Annotated in this window: 11 protein-coding genes; 3 read left to right on the forward strand and 8 right to left on the reverse strand. The window is 39.5% G+C overall.

Annotated features, from left to right (window positions below):
• Positions 1-46 precede the first annotated feature (46 nt).
• The 3 genes from AWW67_RS10785 to AWW67_RS10795 form a co-directional block, all read right to left on the reverse strand.
• A complete protein-coding gene (locus tag AWW67_RS10785; RefSeq protein ID WP_053224421.1) occupies positions 47-700 on the reverse strand; it encodes a response regulator in 654 nt (217 codons plus the stop codon).
• 27 nt (positions 701-727) lie between these two features.
• Positions 728-2,692 (reverse strand): tetratricopeptide repeat-containing sensor histidine kinase, encoded by a 1,965-nt coding sequence (locus AWW67_RS10790; RefSeq protein WP_062301725.1) that lies wholly within the window; start codon positions 2,690-2,692, stop codon positions 728-730.
• 298 nt (positions 2,693-2,990) lie between these two features.
• A complete protein-coding gene (locus AWW67_RS10795) occupies positions 2,991-3,992 on the reverse strand; it encodes a hypothetical protein (protein WP_062301727.1) in 1,002 nt (333 codons plus the stop codon).
• Between the two features lie 729 nt (positions 3,993-4,721).
• Between AWW67_RS10795 and AWW67_RS10800 the strand changes: the two genes are divergently transcribed.
• The 3 genes from AWW67_RS10800 to AWW67_RS10810 are packed head-to-tail and all read left to right on the forward strand — an operon-like array spanning position 4,722 to position 6,541.
• On the forward strand, positions 4,722-5,273 hold the full coding sequence (locus tag AWW67_RS10800; RefSeq protein WP_062301728.1) for a TetR/AcrR family transcriptional regulator: 552 nt from the start codon (positions 4,722-4,724) through the stop codon (positions 5,271-5,273).
• A gap of 52 nt (positions 5,274-5,325) precedes the next feature.
• The gene (locus tag AWW67_RS10805; RefSeq protein ID WP_062301729.1) at positions 5,326-6,186 is read left to right on the forward strand and encodes an SDR family oxidoreductase; all 861 of its coding nucleotides are present in this window, start codon (positions 5,326-5,328) and stop codon (positions 6,184-6,186) included.
• A gap of 1 nt (position 6,187) precedes the next feature.
• Positions 6,188-6,541, forward strand: a complete 354-nt coding sequence (locus AWW67_RS10810; RefSeq protein ID WP_062301731.1) for a DoxX family protein — start codon at positions 6,188-6,190, stop codon at positions 6,539-6,541.
• Positions 6,542-6,755: 214 nt separating this feature from the next.
• Here AWW67_RS10810 and AWW67_RS10815 read toward each other — a convergent pair whose 3' ends face one another.
• From AWW67_RS10815 to AWW67_RS10835, 5 genes are all read right to left on the reverse strand, one after another.
• Positions 6,756-8,678: a hypothetical protein gene (locus tag AWW67_RS10815; RefSeq protein WP_062301732.1), complete on the reverse strand. Its 1,923-nt coding sequence runs from the start codon at positions 8,676-8,678 to the stop codon at positions 6,756-6,758.
• A 154-nt stretch (positions 8,679-8,832) separates the two neighbouring features.
• Positions 8,833-9,864, reverse strand: a complete 1,032-nt coding sequence (locus AWW67_RS10820; protein WP_062301733.1) for a hypothetical protein — start codon at positions 9,862-9,864, stop codon at positions 8,833-8,835.
• A 5-nt stretch (positions 9,865-9,869) separates the two neighbouring features.
• Positions 9,870-11,720, reverse strand: coding sequence for a hypothetical protein (locus tag AWW67_RS10825; RefSeq protein ID WP_062301735.1), 1,851 nt, complete (start codon positions 11,718-11,720; stop codon positions 9,870-9,872).
• Positions 11,721-12,623: 903 nt separating this feature from the next.
• Complete coding sequence (locus AWW67_RS10830; protein WP_062301736.1) at positions 12,624-15,491, reverse strand: CHAT domain-containing protein; 2,868 nt, start codon at positions 15,489-15,491, stop codon at positions 12,624-12,626.
• A 38-nt stretch (positions 15,492-15,529) separates the two neighbouring features.
• The gene (locus tag AWW67_RS10835) at positions 15,530-16,258 is read right to left on the reverse strand and encodes a toxin-antitoxin system YwqK family antitoxin (protein ID WP_062301740.1); all 729 of its coding nucleotides are present in this window, start codon (positions 16,256-16,258) and stop codon (positions 15,530-15,532) included.
• Positions 16,259-16,350: the final 92 nt, after the last annotated feature.

Raw genomic sequence — 16,350 nt, forward strand, 5'->3', positions numbered from 1 at the left:
GTAACAAAAGCCTTAATCGATAAGAAAATTTTCGGCTTTAAGTTTTCTATATCAAACTCTGTCTTCTGGCCTTTTGAACGGCCTCTAGCTTATTATGCACTTGTAGCTTTTTGTAGATATTTTCGATGTGCTTTCTTACTGTACTGGGCGAAAGGAATAGGTTATTGGCAATTACAGTATAGCTAAGGCCTTCTGCCAACTGCTCCAACACTTCTTGTTCGCGTGTACTTAAGTCTACAATATCTTCTTCTATTCGGAGTGAATCTTGTTTTTCGGGATAACGAAGCAGTTTCAAGGTTTTTACCGCAATGGATGGGCTCATGGCTGCCCCTCCTTCAATGGTTTCTATAATGGCTTTATGAAGTTTATCTCCTTCAATTTCCTTGAGCAAATAGCCATCTGCCCCTACACGAATGGCATTGAAAATGTTCTCATCATTATCGAAAACGGTGAGCATAAGCACCTTGATATGTGGGTATTTCTGCTTGACAATATTAACGGTTTCAATACCATCGAGCACGGGCATTTCAATGTCCATCAATACCAAATCAAGGTTATGATTCTTCTCCAATTTGGCCAGAAATTCACTTCCGTTGTGTACGGTGTACTTAATATCTAAATCACTATACGGAGACAGTTTCTCATTAATCGCCCTCGCTAAAAAGGTATTGTCATCTACTATAGCCAATCTTAATTTCATAATTCTAACTGTCTTAATTTCTACATTTTAGGCTTCCACAGTCAATTCTACTTTTGTTCCCTCTCCTACTTTACTGCTAAGCTTATATTCAATCCCGGCTTTTTCCGCTCTACTTTTCATAATATAAAGTCCGTTTCCAGCAGATTCTGCTTTAGTGTCAAAGCCTTTTCCGAAATCTTCAATCAGGATTTCAACCTTACTTCCAACTTCTTTAAAAGACACCACCACTTCACTAGTTCCTGAGTGTTTTACGGCATTATTAATAGATTCTTGAATAATTCTAAAAAGGTTCATACCCACAAAAGCATTCAGCACTTTATCGCTATTATCGCCAAATGTGCGTACGCTAATGGCATCATCGGTGGCATCATGAATGGTGGCCGCCAATTGGTTTGTACGCTCCTGAATGTCTTCTAAACTGATTTCGTCTTTATTCATCGCCCAAATGGTATCGCGCAATTCAGCAATGGTTACCAAGGTAAACTGCTTCATTTGGGTTAGTTTTTCGGCCATAAACACCTCTCCTTTATCTATATTGCGCTTTGCGGTATCTGTAATTGAGGTAATATAAGTAAGTTGAGACCCTATATTATCGTGTAAATCGCGGGCAATACGAATACGTTGTTCCTTTAAATTTTCTTGTGCTTGCGCTTCTACCATTGCCTTTTGCAGTTCGGCCTCTCGCCTTTGCGCTTGTGCTTTCAACTTCTGATCTCTAAAAACCCCATAACCTATCACAAGAATAAGTATAACCAAGCCACCGCTAGCCAAAAGCAGGTTGTTTCGCTTTTTAATAATCAGTTCGTTTTCAACCAGTTCATTTTGTTGACGAAGGATTTCGTTTTCCTTTTGTTCTGTTTCGTATTGCTGCTTAAGCTTTAAAACTTCTTTGGCCTTATCTGTTATAAATAGGCTATCCTGAGCCGCATTACTCTTTTTTAAATAAATCAATGCCTCTTGATAATTGCGTTTATTTTCATAAATGCTTGAAAGCGTAAGTGCTGTTTTTTGTTGAAAGATAAGCAAGTCGTCATCCACAGCTCCTTGATAAGCATCTTTAGCTAAGTTTGCCGCTTCGGTATAATTTCCCCTTTTATTTAATACATCAGCCAAGTGCATTTTCAAGAATATTACCTCGTACCTATCTCCTCTTTCTTGCTGAAGTGCCAAGGCATTTTTAAGAGATTGCTCTGACTCATTTAGTTGGCCCAGTCCTTTTTGCGCAATACCTAAATTGGTATAACTGTAAGCTACTACTAACCTTTGCCCAATAGATTGCCATAATTCGAGTGACTTTTTTGCATGCTGAAGTGCTTCTTCGTATCGTTCCTGATCATTATTGAGCAAAGCTAAATTGTTTTCAATTGCGGCCTGAAAGAATACATCGCCCAAAGCACGGTACATTTCCAACGATTCCATATTCACTTTTTCCGACAACTCATACTCTTTAATTGTTCGATATTGGCTGGCAATGTTCAGCTTTACCGATGCAATTCTTTGCGAATCATTGGCGATTTCATAACGTCTAAGCGCCTTTAAGGAATAGTAAATTGCGGTATCTATAACGCCAGTGCGTTCATAGGCATTGGCCATATTGTGATATACAAAACTCAGCGTTTGCGAACCATTGGTAGAGTCTACCAAATTCATGGCGAGTTTATAAGACTTGATGGCATCCTCGTAATCTCCGGCCTCGGTTTTCAGAATGGCCAAATTCATTGATATTCTACCTTGAAGGTCTTTGTCTCCAAAAGCCTCTGCTTCTTTATAGGCTTGGCGAACGTAATGCCATGCACTGTCTTTATTAATGGTTCGGTACTTAAAACCGATATCTCCTAAAAACTCAATTCGCTCTTTTCCACTCTTCAGTGAGAGTGAATCTTTAAGGGCATCGATAACCGATTGAGGTGTATTCTGTGCCTTTAAACAGACACTAGCTAATAGTAACAGCGAAATGACTATTAGAAAACGAAGTTTATGAAATGAACGCATGTAATAAAAATAGAGAAGAATTTTAATTGGTAGAGTTAGGCTTTAAAGTATTTCAAATATTTTTTTACTCATCATCTGATCAAGTCTTTAATAAGATCAAACCTAATTAGATTATTAATAAGTTTTAGTTTGAAGCAGGCCTGAACAACTTTCTTAAAACTTTCTTAAAGAAAAAACAGAATCATACAAAAAGAAAGAAAAGTAAGTAGTGCCAATTGAAACCCGAAAGGCAAAGCTCGCGAGTTCTGAATAAACCGGGAACCCAACGAGCTTTTGCACATCACCATAAAAAGTATTCTTAATTGGCTTTAGCGGCCATTTCCTGAACAGTAGATTTTAAGAATGCGTCTACTGCCATTTCAGCACCTTTTAAGTATTTAGAAGGATCGCAAACCACGGTAGCAAAATTGGTTTTCTCTCTATCTTCAACACTCCATACTCTCAAAACACCATAATCTGTTCCTAATTTATCTCTGTCGGCATTCATACCTGCCTCAAACTTTTGTCTTTCCAAAACATCCTGAATTTCCACTCCGCCTCTGGCCATGAAAGTCCCCATATCAAATCGGTTTGTGCTGGCTTCGTTTACCTTAAAATTGGTTTCGACTTTTACCTGAGCCGAACCTGCATGTCTGTTTAGCGTTTTAGACATCTCGCCTTGCCCATCTTCAAAAACAGTAACCTCAATCACTACTTTGTTCCAAATAAAGTCACGTTTCTGGTTAACCACTTTGTTTTCGGTACCTTCTACATAATCGGCCAAACTGGCAAGACCTGGCTTATTCTTATCGAATGTTTTAAGAGGAACAACAAACTTTTGCGTAGACGGTCTAGTAAGAATCACACCAAAGGCCTTGCCTTGTTCGGGTCCTTCACCTGCCTTTAACTCCCACCTTTTCTCACGGTTTTTTACAAAAGCATTGTGGTTCCAAACTTCATCAATGGAAGCGATTTCAAAACCCTGGGCTTTTAAATCATTAACATACTGAGCATATAACTGGTTAGTAAGTTTTTGTAAATCATCTGGGTTCAAACCATCGAGCACAACGGTAAGTGAGGCTTTGGCGTCTCCTTTAATTCCACCTCTCCACATTTTTCCGCCCTTTTTCTCATCTTCTAAAGTAAGTGCAGTTTGATAGTTTACCTGAAAATCTGAAATGGCAACTCGTTTAGGGCTTTTGCGATAATTCAGGTTAGCGGGTCCTAATTTTTTCACTTTAATCTCACCAACTGATTGCGCTTTGAGTGTTAAGCCAGCAAACATCGCGACTAGCATAAACAACCATAATTTTCTATTCATAATGTACCTCCTATTTTAATCTAAATTATAAATCAAACTTAGGCTGCTTGCTTACGGCATTCAATAGGGCAATTGACGTAATATTGGTCATTGGTCATTGGTCATTGGGGGATTAGTGGGTCAGTTATCAGTTAATCGGAAAAGAGGAAGCAAGCTTCTAGTTTATAGTTCATGGTTAAAAGTTGGGGTTAGCTCAAAGCCAGCCATACAGCGTCCTGCTGAATTTATTTCAGCATCTCTCACGGCATTGACTAGGAAAATTGGTGATTGGTGGATCAGTTATCGGTTAATCGGAAAAGAGGAAGAAAGTTCCGAGTTCTTGGTTCATAATTAAAAGTTGGGGTTAGCTCAAAGCCAGTCATACAGCGTCCTGCTGAACTTGTTTCAGCATCTCTCACGGCCTTGCACTTGGCTCGGAAAATTGGTGATTGGTGTATTAGTTATCAGTTAATCGGGTTTGGAACTGAAACTCAGGCATGTGACAACTTATTACTGCCCTCCCTTGTAATTATTCTTTTAAATTCTTTTCTTCCGAGAAGAAAAAACACACATGTATTTTTTAGACTTCTGTAGTTTTCACAAAGCAAAAAGTCGCGGTAGCCATAGAGTAGCAAGGACCATCGTGAAAAAAACACAAAAGCTAACGTTAGCTGTTATTAAGAATCACTAAGACTTCAAATAATGGTCAAAATTTTGGAATAATCATTCCAATTAACGTATATTTGCAACGTGAATAAGAAACAAATCATATTAGCTTCAGCACTCGAGTTACTGGTACAAAAAGGAGTTCATAATACTCCGATGTCTGCTATTGGAAAAGCAGCAAAAACTGGAATGGGAACTATTTATAACTATTTCCCAAATAAAGAAGTTTTAATTAATGAAATTTACACAGATATAAAAAAACAGGAAAAATTACTCTTTGAGAATTTTGAATCGGATAAGCCAATCAAAACTCAATTTGAAAACTATTTTACTATTGCTGTTACTTTCTTCATTAATAATCCTAACTATTTCAGATTTATGGAGCAATTACAAGCATCTCCTATTATAACGGAAAATAGCAAAGAAGAAGGCCGGAAATCTATTACTCCTGTTTTTGAACTTTTAATGTTGGGAAAACAACAACGCATTATCAAAAACATTGACATTGAAGAAATTTTAATGTTTATAGGTGGTGCTATTCTATCCTATTTAAGATGGTATTTTAATCAAACAGAGAAAAAACAAGCCTCCCTTAAAAATCAAGTAACAATGGTTTGGGATGCTATCAAAGAATAAAAAAAATTTATCAATAACATGGAATGAACGTTCGTTCCAGCAAATATCAATTATGACTAAAAATGTATTAATCACAGGAACATCAACAGGAGTAGGATTTGAAAGTGCTATTCTATTCGCTAAAAACAACTACAAAGTTTACGCTACAATGCGAAATATTGAAAAATCGGAAAAGCTTAAACAGACAATTAAGGAAGACAATCTTAATATAGAAATACTTCCTTTAGATGTAACTAAAATAGATTCAATAGAATCAGCCGTACAAACTATTGTAGAAAAAGATGGGAAAATAGATGTTTTAGTGAACAACGCAGGTGCTGGATTTGCGAAAACAACAGAGCAGGCTTCTGAAGAAGAAATTAGATGGGTTACTGACGTTAATTATCACGGAGTTGTGTTCTGCACCCAAGCCGTACTGCCTTATATGAGAAAACAAAAATCTGGTCAGATCATTAGTATTACCTCGGTTGGTGGTTTAGTAGGACAACCTTTTAACGAATTATATTGTGGTGCAAAGTTTGCCGTAGAAGGTTTTATGGAAGGACTTGCAGCCTATGTTAGCGATGCCTTTAATATTAAGATCACTTGTGTTGAACCTGGTGGAATAGCTACCGAGTTTATGACCTCTGCTATTGAAAAAACAGCCACTGATGGACAATTTGCAACAGGTGAATATTTACCAATATTCGAAAGATACATGGCTGGCAATCAAAAAAGAGCTACAGAAAGTAAAGATCAAGTATATCAAACAGGCCTTGAAGTAGCTGAAGTTGTTTTCGGCATTGCTCAAAACGAAAATCCACCTTTAAGAATCCGAACCTCAAAATGGGCAGAAGATTTTTGTGAGCTAAAAACAAAAGCAGACCCAGATGGTACCAAATTGGTGAAACAAATTACTGATAGTTTTTTATAGTATGAAAGCTATTTATTGGTCTTCAACAGTAATTATATCTGCATTCCTCTTCTTAAGTTCTTATAGTTATGTATTCAGTAAAAGCACAATTCAAGGGATTAAAGCTTTAGGGTTTCCTGATTTTTTCAGGATAGAATTAGCTATTTTAAAATTGATAGCTGCCGTGGTATTACTCTTACCATTTGCTCCTATTCAACTTAAAGAATGGACTTATGCAGGTGTTGGATTATTTTTAATAACGGCTTTAATCGCACATATCAAACATAAGGATTCTATCTTTATTATGTTTTTACTTTTAATGCTTATGGGAATTCTAATAATATCCAACATATATATGAACAAGATTTTGAGATAGTACTGTTGGTAACATTTTCTAAAAAAAGAGAAGAAAACACAAACCTTCAAGGCCTGTGCCTTTTGGACCTTTTTATTTAATTGAAAAGTTAGTCAATTTAAATATCTATATATCATACCTGAGACAATTAAAAAAAGTAGCACCGTACAGTGCTGCTTTTTCAACTAAACAGGTGTAAAACCCGAGACTCAACTAAAGACTACTTTTTATTTTATCAATGAAACACAAGCTGTTTATACTGGCTACTATTGGCGCTTATGCTCACAATTCCTTCACCATGGCAAATGGGGCAAGTAACGGTTTCATAGCCGTCTAACACTGTTTGTTTTACGGTATATTCTATCGGGTCGCTTTTACGAGTGATGTAGTAATAGTCCACAATCGCCCCATCTACCTTACGTACTGTCGTGGTATTGCGCGGTATAGACTTGTTTACATTAATCTCTTTAAACTTTTTACGCGTAATCGTTTTTGGACAAAAGCTTGTAGTAGCTGTTTTGGCGGAGTAAAGCCAATAAAGCGGCCCTGAGTTTTCGTCTAGCCAAACGGGTTCGTCAAAGTCACCCATTACTTTGATGGCCTTTCTGGTGGTGTCAATTTCCAACACCTTTATAATGCGCTGAATATCTGACACATAGACATAGGGGTTATCCGAAGTTATGCCAGTGTAAGGCATATCACCATAATACACACTTCCTTTAAAGCTAAGTGGCACATTTCCAATAGAGGCAAAGCCTTCAACCGGAATGTGCTTCCAGCGGTTACCGTTTTTATAGGTTTTACGGGCATTATCAATATCAAGTACGCGGCCATCTACCAATTCACCATTATTAAAAACTCCAGCAGCCCCTTTTACGCGAGCAGCAAAAGCATCATAGTTTTCGGTTTCGTTTTTCGGTCGGCTTGAAAATTTGTTGTTATAAAGTCTGGTAATGTTCACTCTATACCCCATTCCATGCAGTTTCCCGTTTTGAAATGTGCCCACTTCCAGATAAGAATGATCGCCTCTAAAAGCAGAATCGGTCGTATGAAACTTGATGCCGTAACCATTGAGATTGGCGGTGTCTTTACTGAGCATGTGCCCCGACATGGTTGGCCACCAAATAGCATCCTTTTTCTCCTTCTCATCCAACATATAGGTGGGGTACGGATAGTAGGACATGTTCACCTCTAGGTTATTCAGCAGACTATCGACTTGCGGCTTTTCAGATATATCGGCAGGAATAGTCATTTCTACTTCGCCATCTACCACCAAAGCCCATTGGTAAGGATTCTCTGCCCATGGTCGCTCTAGAAAAAATACGCCTCCGTTACCATATTCCATAAAAAGTGTGGGCATATAGCCGGTAAAAGTCCCTGATCGGAAAGTATCATAAGTTCCTGCGGTAGCGAAGCCGATATACTTATCTCCATTCTCAAAATTGAGCAGTGAAATTTCCTTTGCCTCTGGCGAGATATACTGAGTGCCACCTACATTATACGGATAAACCATATTTGGACTATGAACTCCAAATTCATCTGATTTCTCTCTTTCCGAACCATTAGGTGAGTACAACATAAATTCGTATTCGCCATTTGGCCTTGACGCTGTTCGGTAGATGTACTTACCTGTTTCGTCTAACTCTTCACTATAAAAAACGCTTCCATCCTCGTTGTAGAGGTTACCCGATGGTTTGATGATACTACCTTCGATATCGTCTATGCTGGCAAACAGTTGTCCATTGCTCTGATAGCGAATATCTGAGGTAGGTTGAATAGTAACATTTGTAAGCCGAGGTCTTTTGAGGCCATTGACATAAGTCTTGTTTTTGTCGATGAAAAGTTTGCCAGAAGTAACAAGCTTTCTACCATCTAAGGTGAAGGTAATCTCATCGTACTTCTTGTTATTTTTCTTAACAACCGCATATTCTCCATCAACCTTTACATAATTATTGTCGACCAGTTTACTAAATGCCGACCAAGAGAGTCTTTTCAGCACCGTAAATTCTTCTAACTTTTCCTTATTCATGCGGTAGTAATGCTGAAAAAGTCCTCCCTCTACAATTTCTTGTGCCGAAAGATTGAAACTCATCAACACGAGCATAGCCACACCAAAAACTGATTGAGTCGATTGCTTTAGTTGTTTCATGTTCTTCATCGGAATATGGTATTTAGTCATCACAAAGTTACTCAAACTCAAGCCGGGAATAAATAGGGTAAATAATGTAACATTGGTCAATAGTCATTAGGCATTGGTCATTTGGATTATTGAGTTTTTAAGTTTACGATTTGAAAATCATTAGCCATTCCCTTTATCCCAAATGAAACTCTTCTTTGTCTAAAGTGACCAAACTTAAGTAGTGCTTACCCTGCTTTGGAGCGAATAAAATAACTTTATCGCCTACGGAAAGCTTATCGTAAAGAAGGGTATTTACATTAATAGTACCTCTGGTGATAACTACTCTATTTACATTGCCCGAACGGTTAGAAGTAAAAGTCAATTTATCTTCTACCAAGGCTGTGTATCCTATTTTGTATCCGTAAAGCTTAGCGTTGTTATACCTCATATAACTTCTCAACACCCTATAAAACTGATATAAAGGCACCAGCAGAAGCGGAAAAATCACCAACACGAAAGTCCATAAACCATTAGCAATTAACATCAGGTCAAAAATTAGCACAGGCCCCATAAACATAAACCGTCTATTCTTTTCGGCAGTATAAATACCCTTTATGGCCTCTAGGTCGCGGTCGCTAAGGCGAACTTCTTGAACTGTGCTTTCTAAAAACTTTCTATTCTCGGTTTTCTTTTCTTCCGCTACTTGTTGATCGAAATCTGCTGGCTGTTCTTCGGTCAGTTTTAAAGTGAGTTTAGATTTTGGAGCTTGGTCTAGCACCACATGGGAACCAACTTTGGTTCGCGTATACTCTTTATACTCTACAGAATACTCCTCTCCATCTATGTATAAAAAGTAATTTCTGGTTGTCTTAGTACTAGTTCCACTTGCCCCTCTTGAACCACCACTGCCTGTGGTGGTTGATGTGGTTACATTTAAGCGTTTGTCGGTAACTTTGCCTGTAATTCTATATTTAAAACCTCTTTTTAAGTCGACTGAAGCGGACCATATCATATAACCGATAATTCCGAAAAAGAACAAGCCAAATACAGCCAGCATAATTTTTCCGCTGCTGTCGTTACCGAAAGTTTCAAAAATATCTTTAAAAACAAAGGAGGCAAAAAGGCCAAACATCGCCACCACCATGATTGGAAATATCATCATGGGAATAAGGTGCTTTCTCAGCCTCTTAATGTCTTCGGGTGCTAATGGCAGTTGTTCTTTCATTAGGCTTAGCGAATACTACTCGATAAGTAAATACCGTCTAACGTATTGAATACAAACTCATCGTTAGCTGTTAAGGTAATTTCTTCATCATGCGTATACATGTCAGAAGCATCGAAACTCACCTGAAGTACTTGATCTGTGCATCCACCTGTGGAGCTGTCGCAAACTGAAATCCCCATTTCTCCACTAAATTCGAATACAATGGATACAAACTTCCCTGTGCTCAACTCAAACTGACTGGTTTTGAAACCGTCAGGCAGTGGCTCATCTTTAGTCAAGTTTCTACCATTTAATATTCCTTGCCAGCTTGCACCATAGTCTTCACTCAATTTGGCAGAGCCTATACTTCCTGCATTCGTGTCTTTAGTATAGACCACACCATCTGAACTGATGAGGCGCGGTCCATAGCCCAAGTGATTCGCAGCAGAGCCGGTTACTTCCGTCCAATTGATACCATTGTTAGAGGTATAAGCTTTTAAGTCCACCGAATAGGTTCTGGCTTGGGTACCAGGTGATACATAAACTTTTAAATGGACCGTCAATGCATGATAAATTCCATCAGTTCCTTTGGTCACGAGTTCTGGAGCAGGCTTATCTGTCGTCTCCAGGTTCCAGTCTCTTCCGTTGACAGTCGTATATGTTCCCGATTCGGTGTAAGCAATAGTTCTTCCACCATCATAGAATATGCTGGTAATCTCGCCTGTCGGAGAAGTGGCATATTTTCCACTTTTGGTATCGAAAACCTTGTCTTCGGCATAAGCATAATCACCTACCAGATAAGTTTTTCCGAACATATAGCCCGATGGATACTTATAGCCCATATCTAAAGGAAGATATTCTAGACGTGCGTTCACAGTTTTGATGATTCCACCTCTGAATCGGTCACCATTCTCAATAAAACCTTGTGTATAGGTTGTTTCTCCTACTCGGCAAACGGCAAAATCATGGTCAACTGGTTCTACGGTGGTGCCTGAAGCTACATATACTTTTTTCGCACCCCACCTATCGAAAATATTTACATAAGCATGGTCGCCAAAGAGCTTCATACCGCCTTCGGTGTTTTGCCAAATCTGATAATCGGCCGGGTAATTATAGTACCGAATTTCTTGGCTTGGGGTAATAATAATTACCCCGCCCTCTTTTGCATAAGCAAAATGACCATAGCTATAGGCTGTTTTTACTTTATTCCGGCTATTTCCAAGTCCATATAGGCTTGAATAGTTTAAGTCGGCTAAAGTAGTTTGGGTGTAGGTTTGTGTACTCACATCGAATTCAGCAATAATTCTGTTCCGCCAATCGAAAAAGCCCATTTTTTCGCCTGAAGTACCGAGGTAGAAATCTTCATCCATGGTTAACTGAACTCCAGTACTTTCATAAGTACCATTATTGTCGATAAAGAAAGTTTTGCCATTGGCACCCTCATTCTGAATGTAGATTAACTTTCCAGAATCTGTTACTCCAGTAGCATAATGCACAGCCGCAGAACCTGACCTGATATTGTTGAGGTCATAAACTCCGCCATCGGAAGTTACGAATAAACCATTATTGCTAATATTGGTTTGAATCGGCTTGTCCTTGTCATTTCCATAGATAAACAGCTCTTGAACTGATTCCCCTCCATCTTTGGAATAATAATTCTTTACTGAGGTATTCTCTCGGTATGAAAATATCATGTATTTCTCATTAGGGCTTACACTGATATTTTCCGCAGCGGCAAAGGGAGAAAGCTCCATAATCTTTTTAAAGCTGAGGTTTTGTACAGTCTTAACCGTTGGGTCTATGTCTTCCTTGGGGTCGCAAGCAAAAATTGAAAATATAACGAATAAGAGTACGAGGGCTTTATTTTTAAAATGCATTAGTGAAGAGTTTATGTGCGCAACAAAAATAACTACTCATCTTAAGCAGTTCAATACGGCAAATGGCGTAATGTTTGGTCGATTGGTCAATGGTTGATTAGTCATTGGTCATTGGGGGATTGTGAAACAGAAATCAGTTAAACAGTGATCGGTGGATCAGGGGAATAGAATAATGTTTTATTGCTAGACGGTTCAACTGACATAGCTCATTCGGAGCGTCACTGCGAGGCACAGATCATGCGGTAGCAATGGACTGTAACGAAGCAGTCTCTAACAAGCAGCTTAGGTAATTTAAAATTGAGATTGCTTCACGGGACAGAAGATTGCTTCGTCACAAACTTCCGCTATCGCGAAGCTTGTTTCTCGCAATGACGGTGAACGCAGATATGTGCGGTTAACAACAGTCTCAATCACACATTATTTTTAAATCAAAATCACCACAAACGCCCAATCAGAGCGTCACTGCGAGGCACAGACCATGCGATAGCAATGGACTGTAACGAAGCAGTCTCTAACAAGCAGATTATATAATTTGAAATTGAGATTGCTTCACGGGACAGAAGATTGCTTCGTCACAAACTTCCGCTATCGCGAAGCTTGTTTCTCGCAATTACGGGTAACGCAGGTATATTCGGTTAATAACAGTCTCATTCACACATTATTCCTGAATCAAAACCACCACAAACGCCCAATCGGAGCGTCACTGCGAGGCACAGGCCATGCGGCAGCAATGGACTGTAACGAAGCAGTCTCTAGCAAGCAGATTATATAATTTGAAATTGAGATTGCTTCACGTAAACACCATTACTCCGAAGAAGTACAGCAGGTTCGCGATGCCCCAAATCAAAAAAACCGTGAGCCATAAGCCCACGGCAAAACATTGAATATTAAACTTCTAAACAATCAATACCCAGTATAGATAAATGGAGCCCAGAAGTATGGGTGGGTTTGATCTCCGTATTCACCTGTAATAAAATTGCGTTTTACTTCGGCCAAAGCGGCTGTAGTCGCCATTTTTTGATTGAACATTCTGCGGTAAAGCTCTACACTTAAATACATGGTTCCCGTGTCACTTACACTCCATAAAGAAGTAAGGCTGCTGTTGACGCCTGCATTGAAAAGGGCTTGGTTCAAGCCTTTAATGCCATCGCCTGGCGACTCTACTCCTAGCGCAGTTTGACAAGCACTAAGCATTACAAAATCAACAGGCAAATTCAGTTTTTCTAGCTCTCCTACTACAAGCATTCCGTCTTCTCCGTTTACTGGCGTTGGCTTTACCGTCATGGCAATAGAGCTTAAATCAAAAACATAAGGATGTACGCTGGCGTGGCTCGACAAATGGACAGCCTTGAACTTGCCTAATTCATTCGCTTTGCTCATGCGCTTCAGCTCCTGCTCAGTCATCATATCGTCTAAGCGAGTTTCACTATTTGGAATAAGGTCGTTAATCACTACCACTTCCTTTCTTCCACCCTGCAAGTATGCCATAGGCTCTTCTCCTTGAAAAGTGGCAAAAGCATAGTCAAGCGGTTGGTTTTTTTGCAAATCTTCGCGCACACGGTATCGCAGTTTTTCTAAATCACCCAGTGAATTCAACGGTGCCTTAGCAGCAGTGTAGTTAGCATAAGTTGCACCTCCAAAACCTAGTACGTTTTTCTCATAAGTCTTTTTCGGTTGACTTCTCAAAGTAGCAAGCAATGCGGCATTGGGGATGTAACCAACCTCAAAGCGTTCAGCCAAATAGCGTCCGTTAATATCAATTAGGGCATCAAAGGGAATAGTACTGATTAAGCCTTCTGGGCTGATGGTGAGCTTGGTAATGCCTTGCAGTTTTTCTTCCAAACCATCGATAAACGTGATGTGGAAGCGCTTTAACAGGTCAGGTACTTTCTCTTTCTGAAAGAAAACATATTGTCCATCCACTACTTTGGCTTCCATATGCTTGCGTAAATACTGGGTCATCAGTTTAAATTCGCCTGGAGCAAACATATTGAGTTTGCGGGTTTTCTCGCCTGTTAAATAATCTAGGTTCGGACTTCTAAACTCTTGTTTTGCCAGTTCCTTCTCTAAAACAACCAGTTCAGGATCGTTCTCTAATAAATCTACAAAAGCCCCAGCCGATCTGTTGTATCGGGTAAACACTTCATTTTTGGTAACCAAACACATTAAGTAGGTGCCTTCGTAGGTTGTACCTTTAGAAACATCGATAAAAGAAAGGTAGGCTTCTTTTTCACCCAGAATAGCCTGAAGTTCCTTTAAGCTGAGTTGTTTCTTTCCACTCCTTTTGTCATTCAAAAGCGAATAAGATCGATTGGATTCAATCACATCATAAATTTTATCGAACTGCTTGGTTTCGTAATAAGTTGAAGCCAAAAAACCATTAATACGCTGAAATTTATCGAGGTAACCACGCTGCGCCAAAGGGTCTAACTTTTCTAAAGCAGATATTTCTTCTGCTCTGGCCTTTTCAAACTGCTCAACTGCTTCGGCATATTGTTTAGCGTCCATCAATCGAACACCATCATTGTAGGGATTGCCCGTGAGTTCCAATGCTCCTCCACCCCCAAGAATATTGGCCGTGGTAGAAATTCCGTTTTTCGCAAAGTTTACATAATCGTATTTTTCGACTCCCGGAATTTTAAGGAAGTTTTCGGCACGCTGAACTATGGCCTTACCCTTTTCCACTTCCTTATTGAAAGCATAGGCCCTTAAGATTACATAATAAGCCTCGGCCAAATATTCTGGCGATTTTATCTTCGGTAAAATATTCACATAGGCATCGGCCATTCCCGAAGCGTCTGCAAGCTTTCGCTGCTCGGTAAGCGACATAGTAAGGTAGAAGTAAATTTTGGCCAATACAGCGTTTGAAGGAATGTTGCCTTTCAAGTCGGCCAACATTAGGTTGCTGGCAGACTCTACTTTATCCCAACGCTTTAACGATGCTTGAAGACTGGCTAACTTTACATATGCACGGTAGCGCGAAGCAATACTATAGTTGGCCTGATCGAAAACGATCTTCTCTAAATGCGGCTCTAACTTTTGCCCGAAAGTAAAATTCACCTTTTCGGCCATACCTACAATACTCACAAAGGCATCTGCATATAATGACCTGGAAATCAAACCCTCTTTCACTGCAGCTTCAGCAGCTACCCAATCGACTAAAATCTTATCGGCAGTGGTGTTGTTTGCTATACCTTCATATGTTGCCCCAAGGCTAGATGCCAAATTTTCGAAAGTAGCTTTGGCCCTAGCTATACTTTCTTGGCTAAAGTTTGTCAGTGCAGCCCTGGTCCTTTGCACCGAATTGGCCAGTTGAGGATAATTTGAAAGGGAGTTTACATAAGCACTTAGATTTTCGTAATTCCTTTGCATTGTGGTAGCATCTGCCCCCATGGTTTGCATATTTCTTAAAAACTGTTCTGCCTCTATTGGCTGATTTGCAAAAACAGCATAAATAAACCCATAATAGCTATTTGGAATATCGTAGCTGTTATAGGCCACCGACCATTGGGCCAAATCGACCGCATTGGTGGGCTTACTATTATCGTAAAGCGCTGTAGAAGCCAAAATAAAGGCTTGAGAGTTTTCTGGATAAACCTCTAACAGATTGATTGCAGCATTGAGTTTAGCGCTAATATTTTTTGATTGCTTGGCCTGTTGATAGGCTGCGTAACTAGGGTGAGCTTCTATTTGCGCTGGCGGAACACTTACTTGAGCTATAGCCAATTGGTAAAATAAAATAAGAGCGATGGATGTGAAATATCTTTTCATAGTGAGTGAATTTTATGCTTTGTAAATGATGCGAGGTCTTAGAATGATTTTACCAATGTGCCGTCCGTATAGGTTGCCGCCTCGTGCTGGTTCTCTGTATTTCTTTTTAAGAAATTTCCGTGCTTCACACCGTTCTTCATCTGAGCTATTTCCGCGGTTTGGTCGAAATACCAAGTCATTTGAACTCCATTTGCAATTCCTTCAGTGTATTCCGCAAAAATGATTTTACTTTCAGACACTAGAAATTGCATGGTCATTCCATCCATTTTTCCGTTTTTCCAAGTGCTATACACCGCGTCATTTCCGTTGATCGAAACTCCTTTTCCGTTGGCGCAATTCCCCATAACACAAGGTGCGGTGCCAGTTGTTGGCAAAGGGCTATTACTCACATGAACATCATTTTTATAGTCTTTAAACTCATAACCCGCCTTAGTTCTGACCACGTGCAGCCCCTCCTTCTTCCCTTCTATATATTGACCAAAGGCATACAGGTTTCCATCACTTTCATAACTGAAGAAACCGTGCTTTTTCCCATTTTTAAAAGTGCCCCAAAACTTACCAAAATCGCCTGTTTGGTTGGCGATGCCATTGAGCTGACCGTTTTCGTAAAACCCTACCTGATAGCCATAATCTTTGCCATCGGCCCCAAGTAGTTTGGCAAATGAATAACCATTCTGGCAGTCGCCTTTTACACACTCAGTACAGTTTTGAGCGAAAAGGTTAAAATGAATGAAAGCAATAATAATTGTGAGCTGTATTCTTTTCATGGTGAGCCTTACGTTGTTTGTTGGATTCAACAAAGCTATTCAGCTACAAAGGCGAGTTCAATAGGGCAATTGACGTAAAGTTAGAGCTCAGT

Origin of the sequence: Roseivirga seohaensis (assembly GCF_001592945.1) — a bacterium.
GTDB lineage: Bacteria > Bacteroidota > Bacteroidia > Cytophagales > Cyclobacteriaceae > Roseivirga > Roseivirga seohaensis.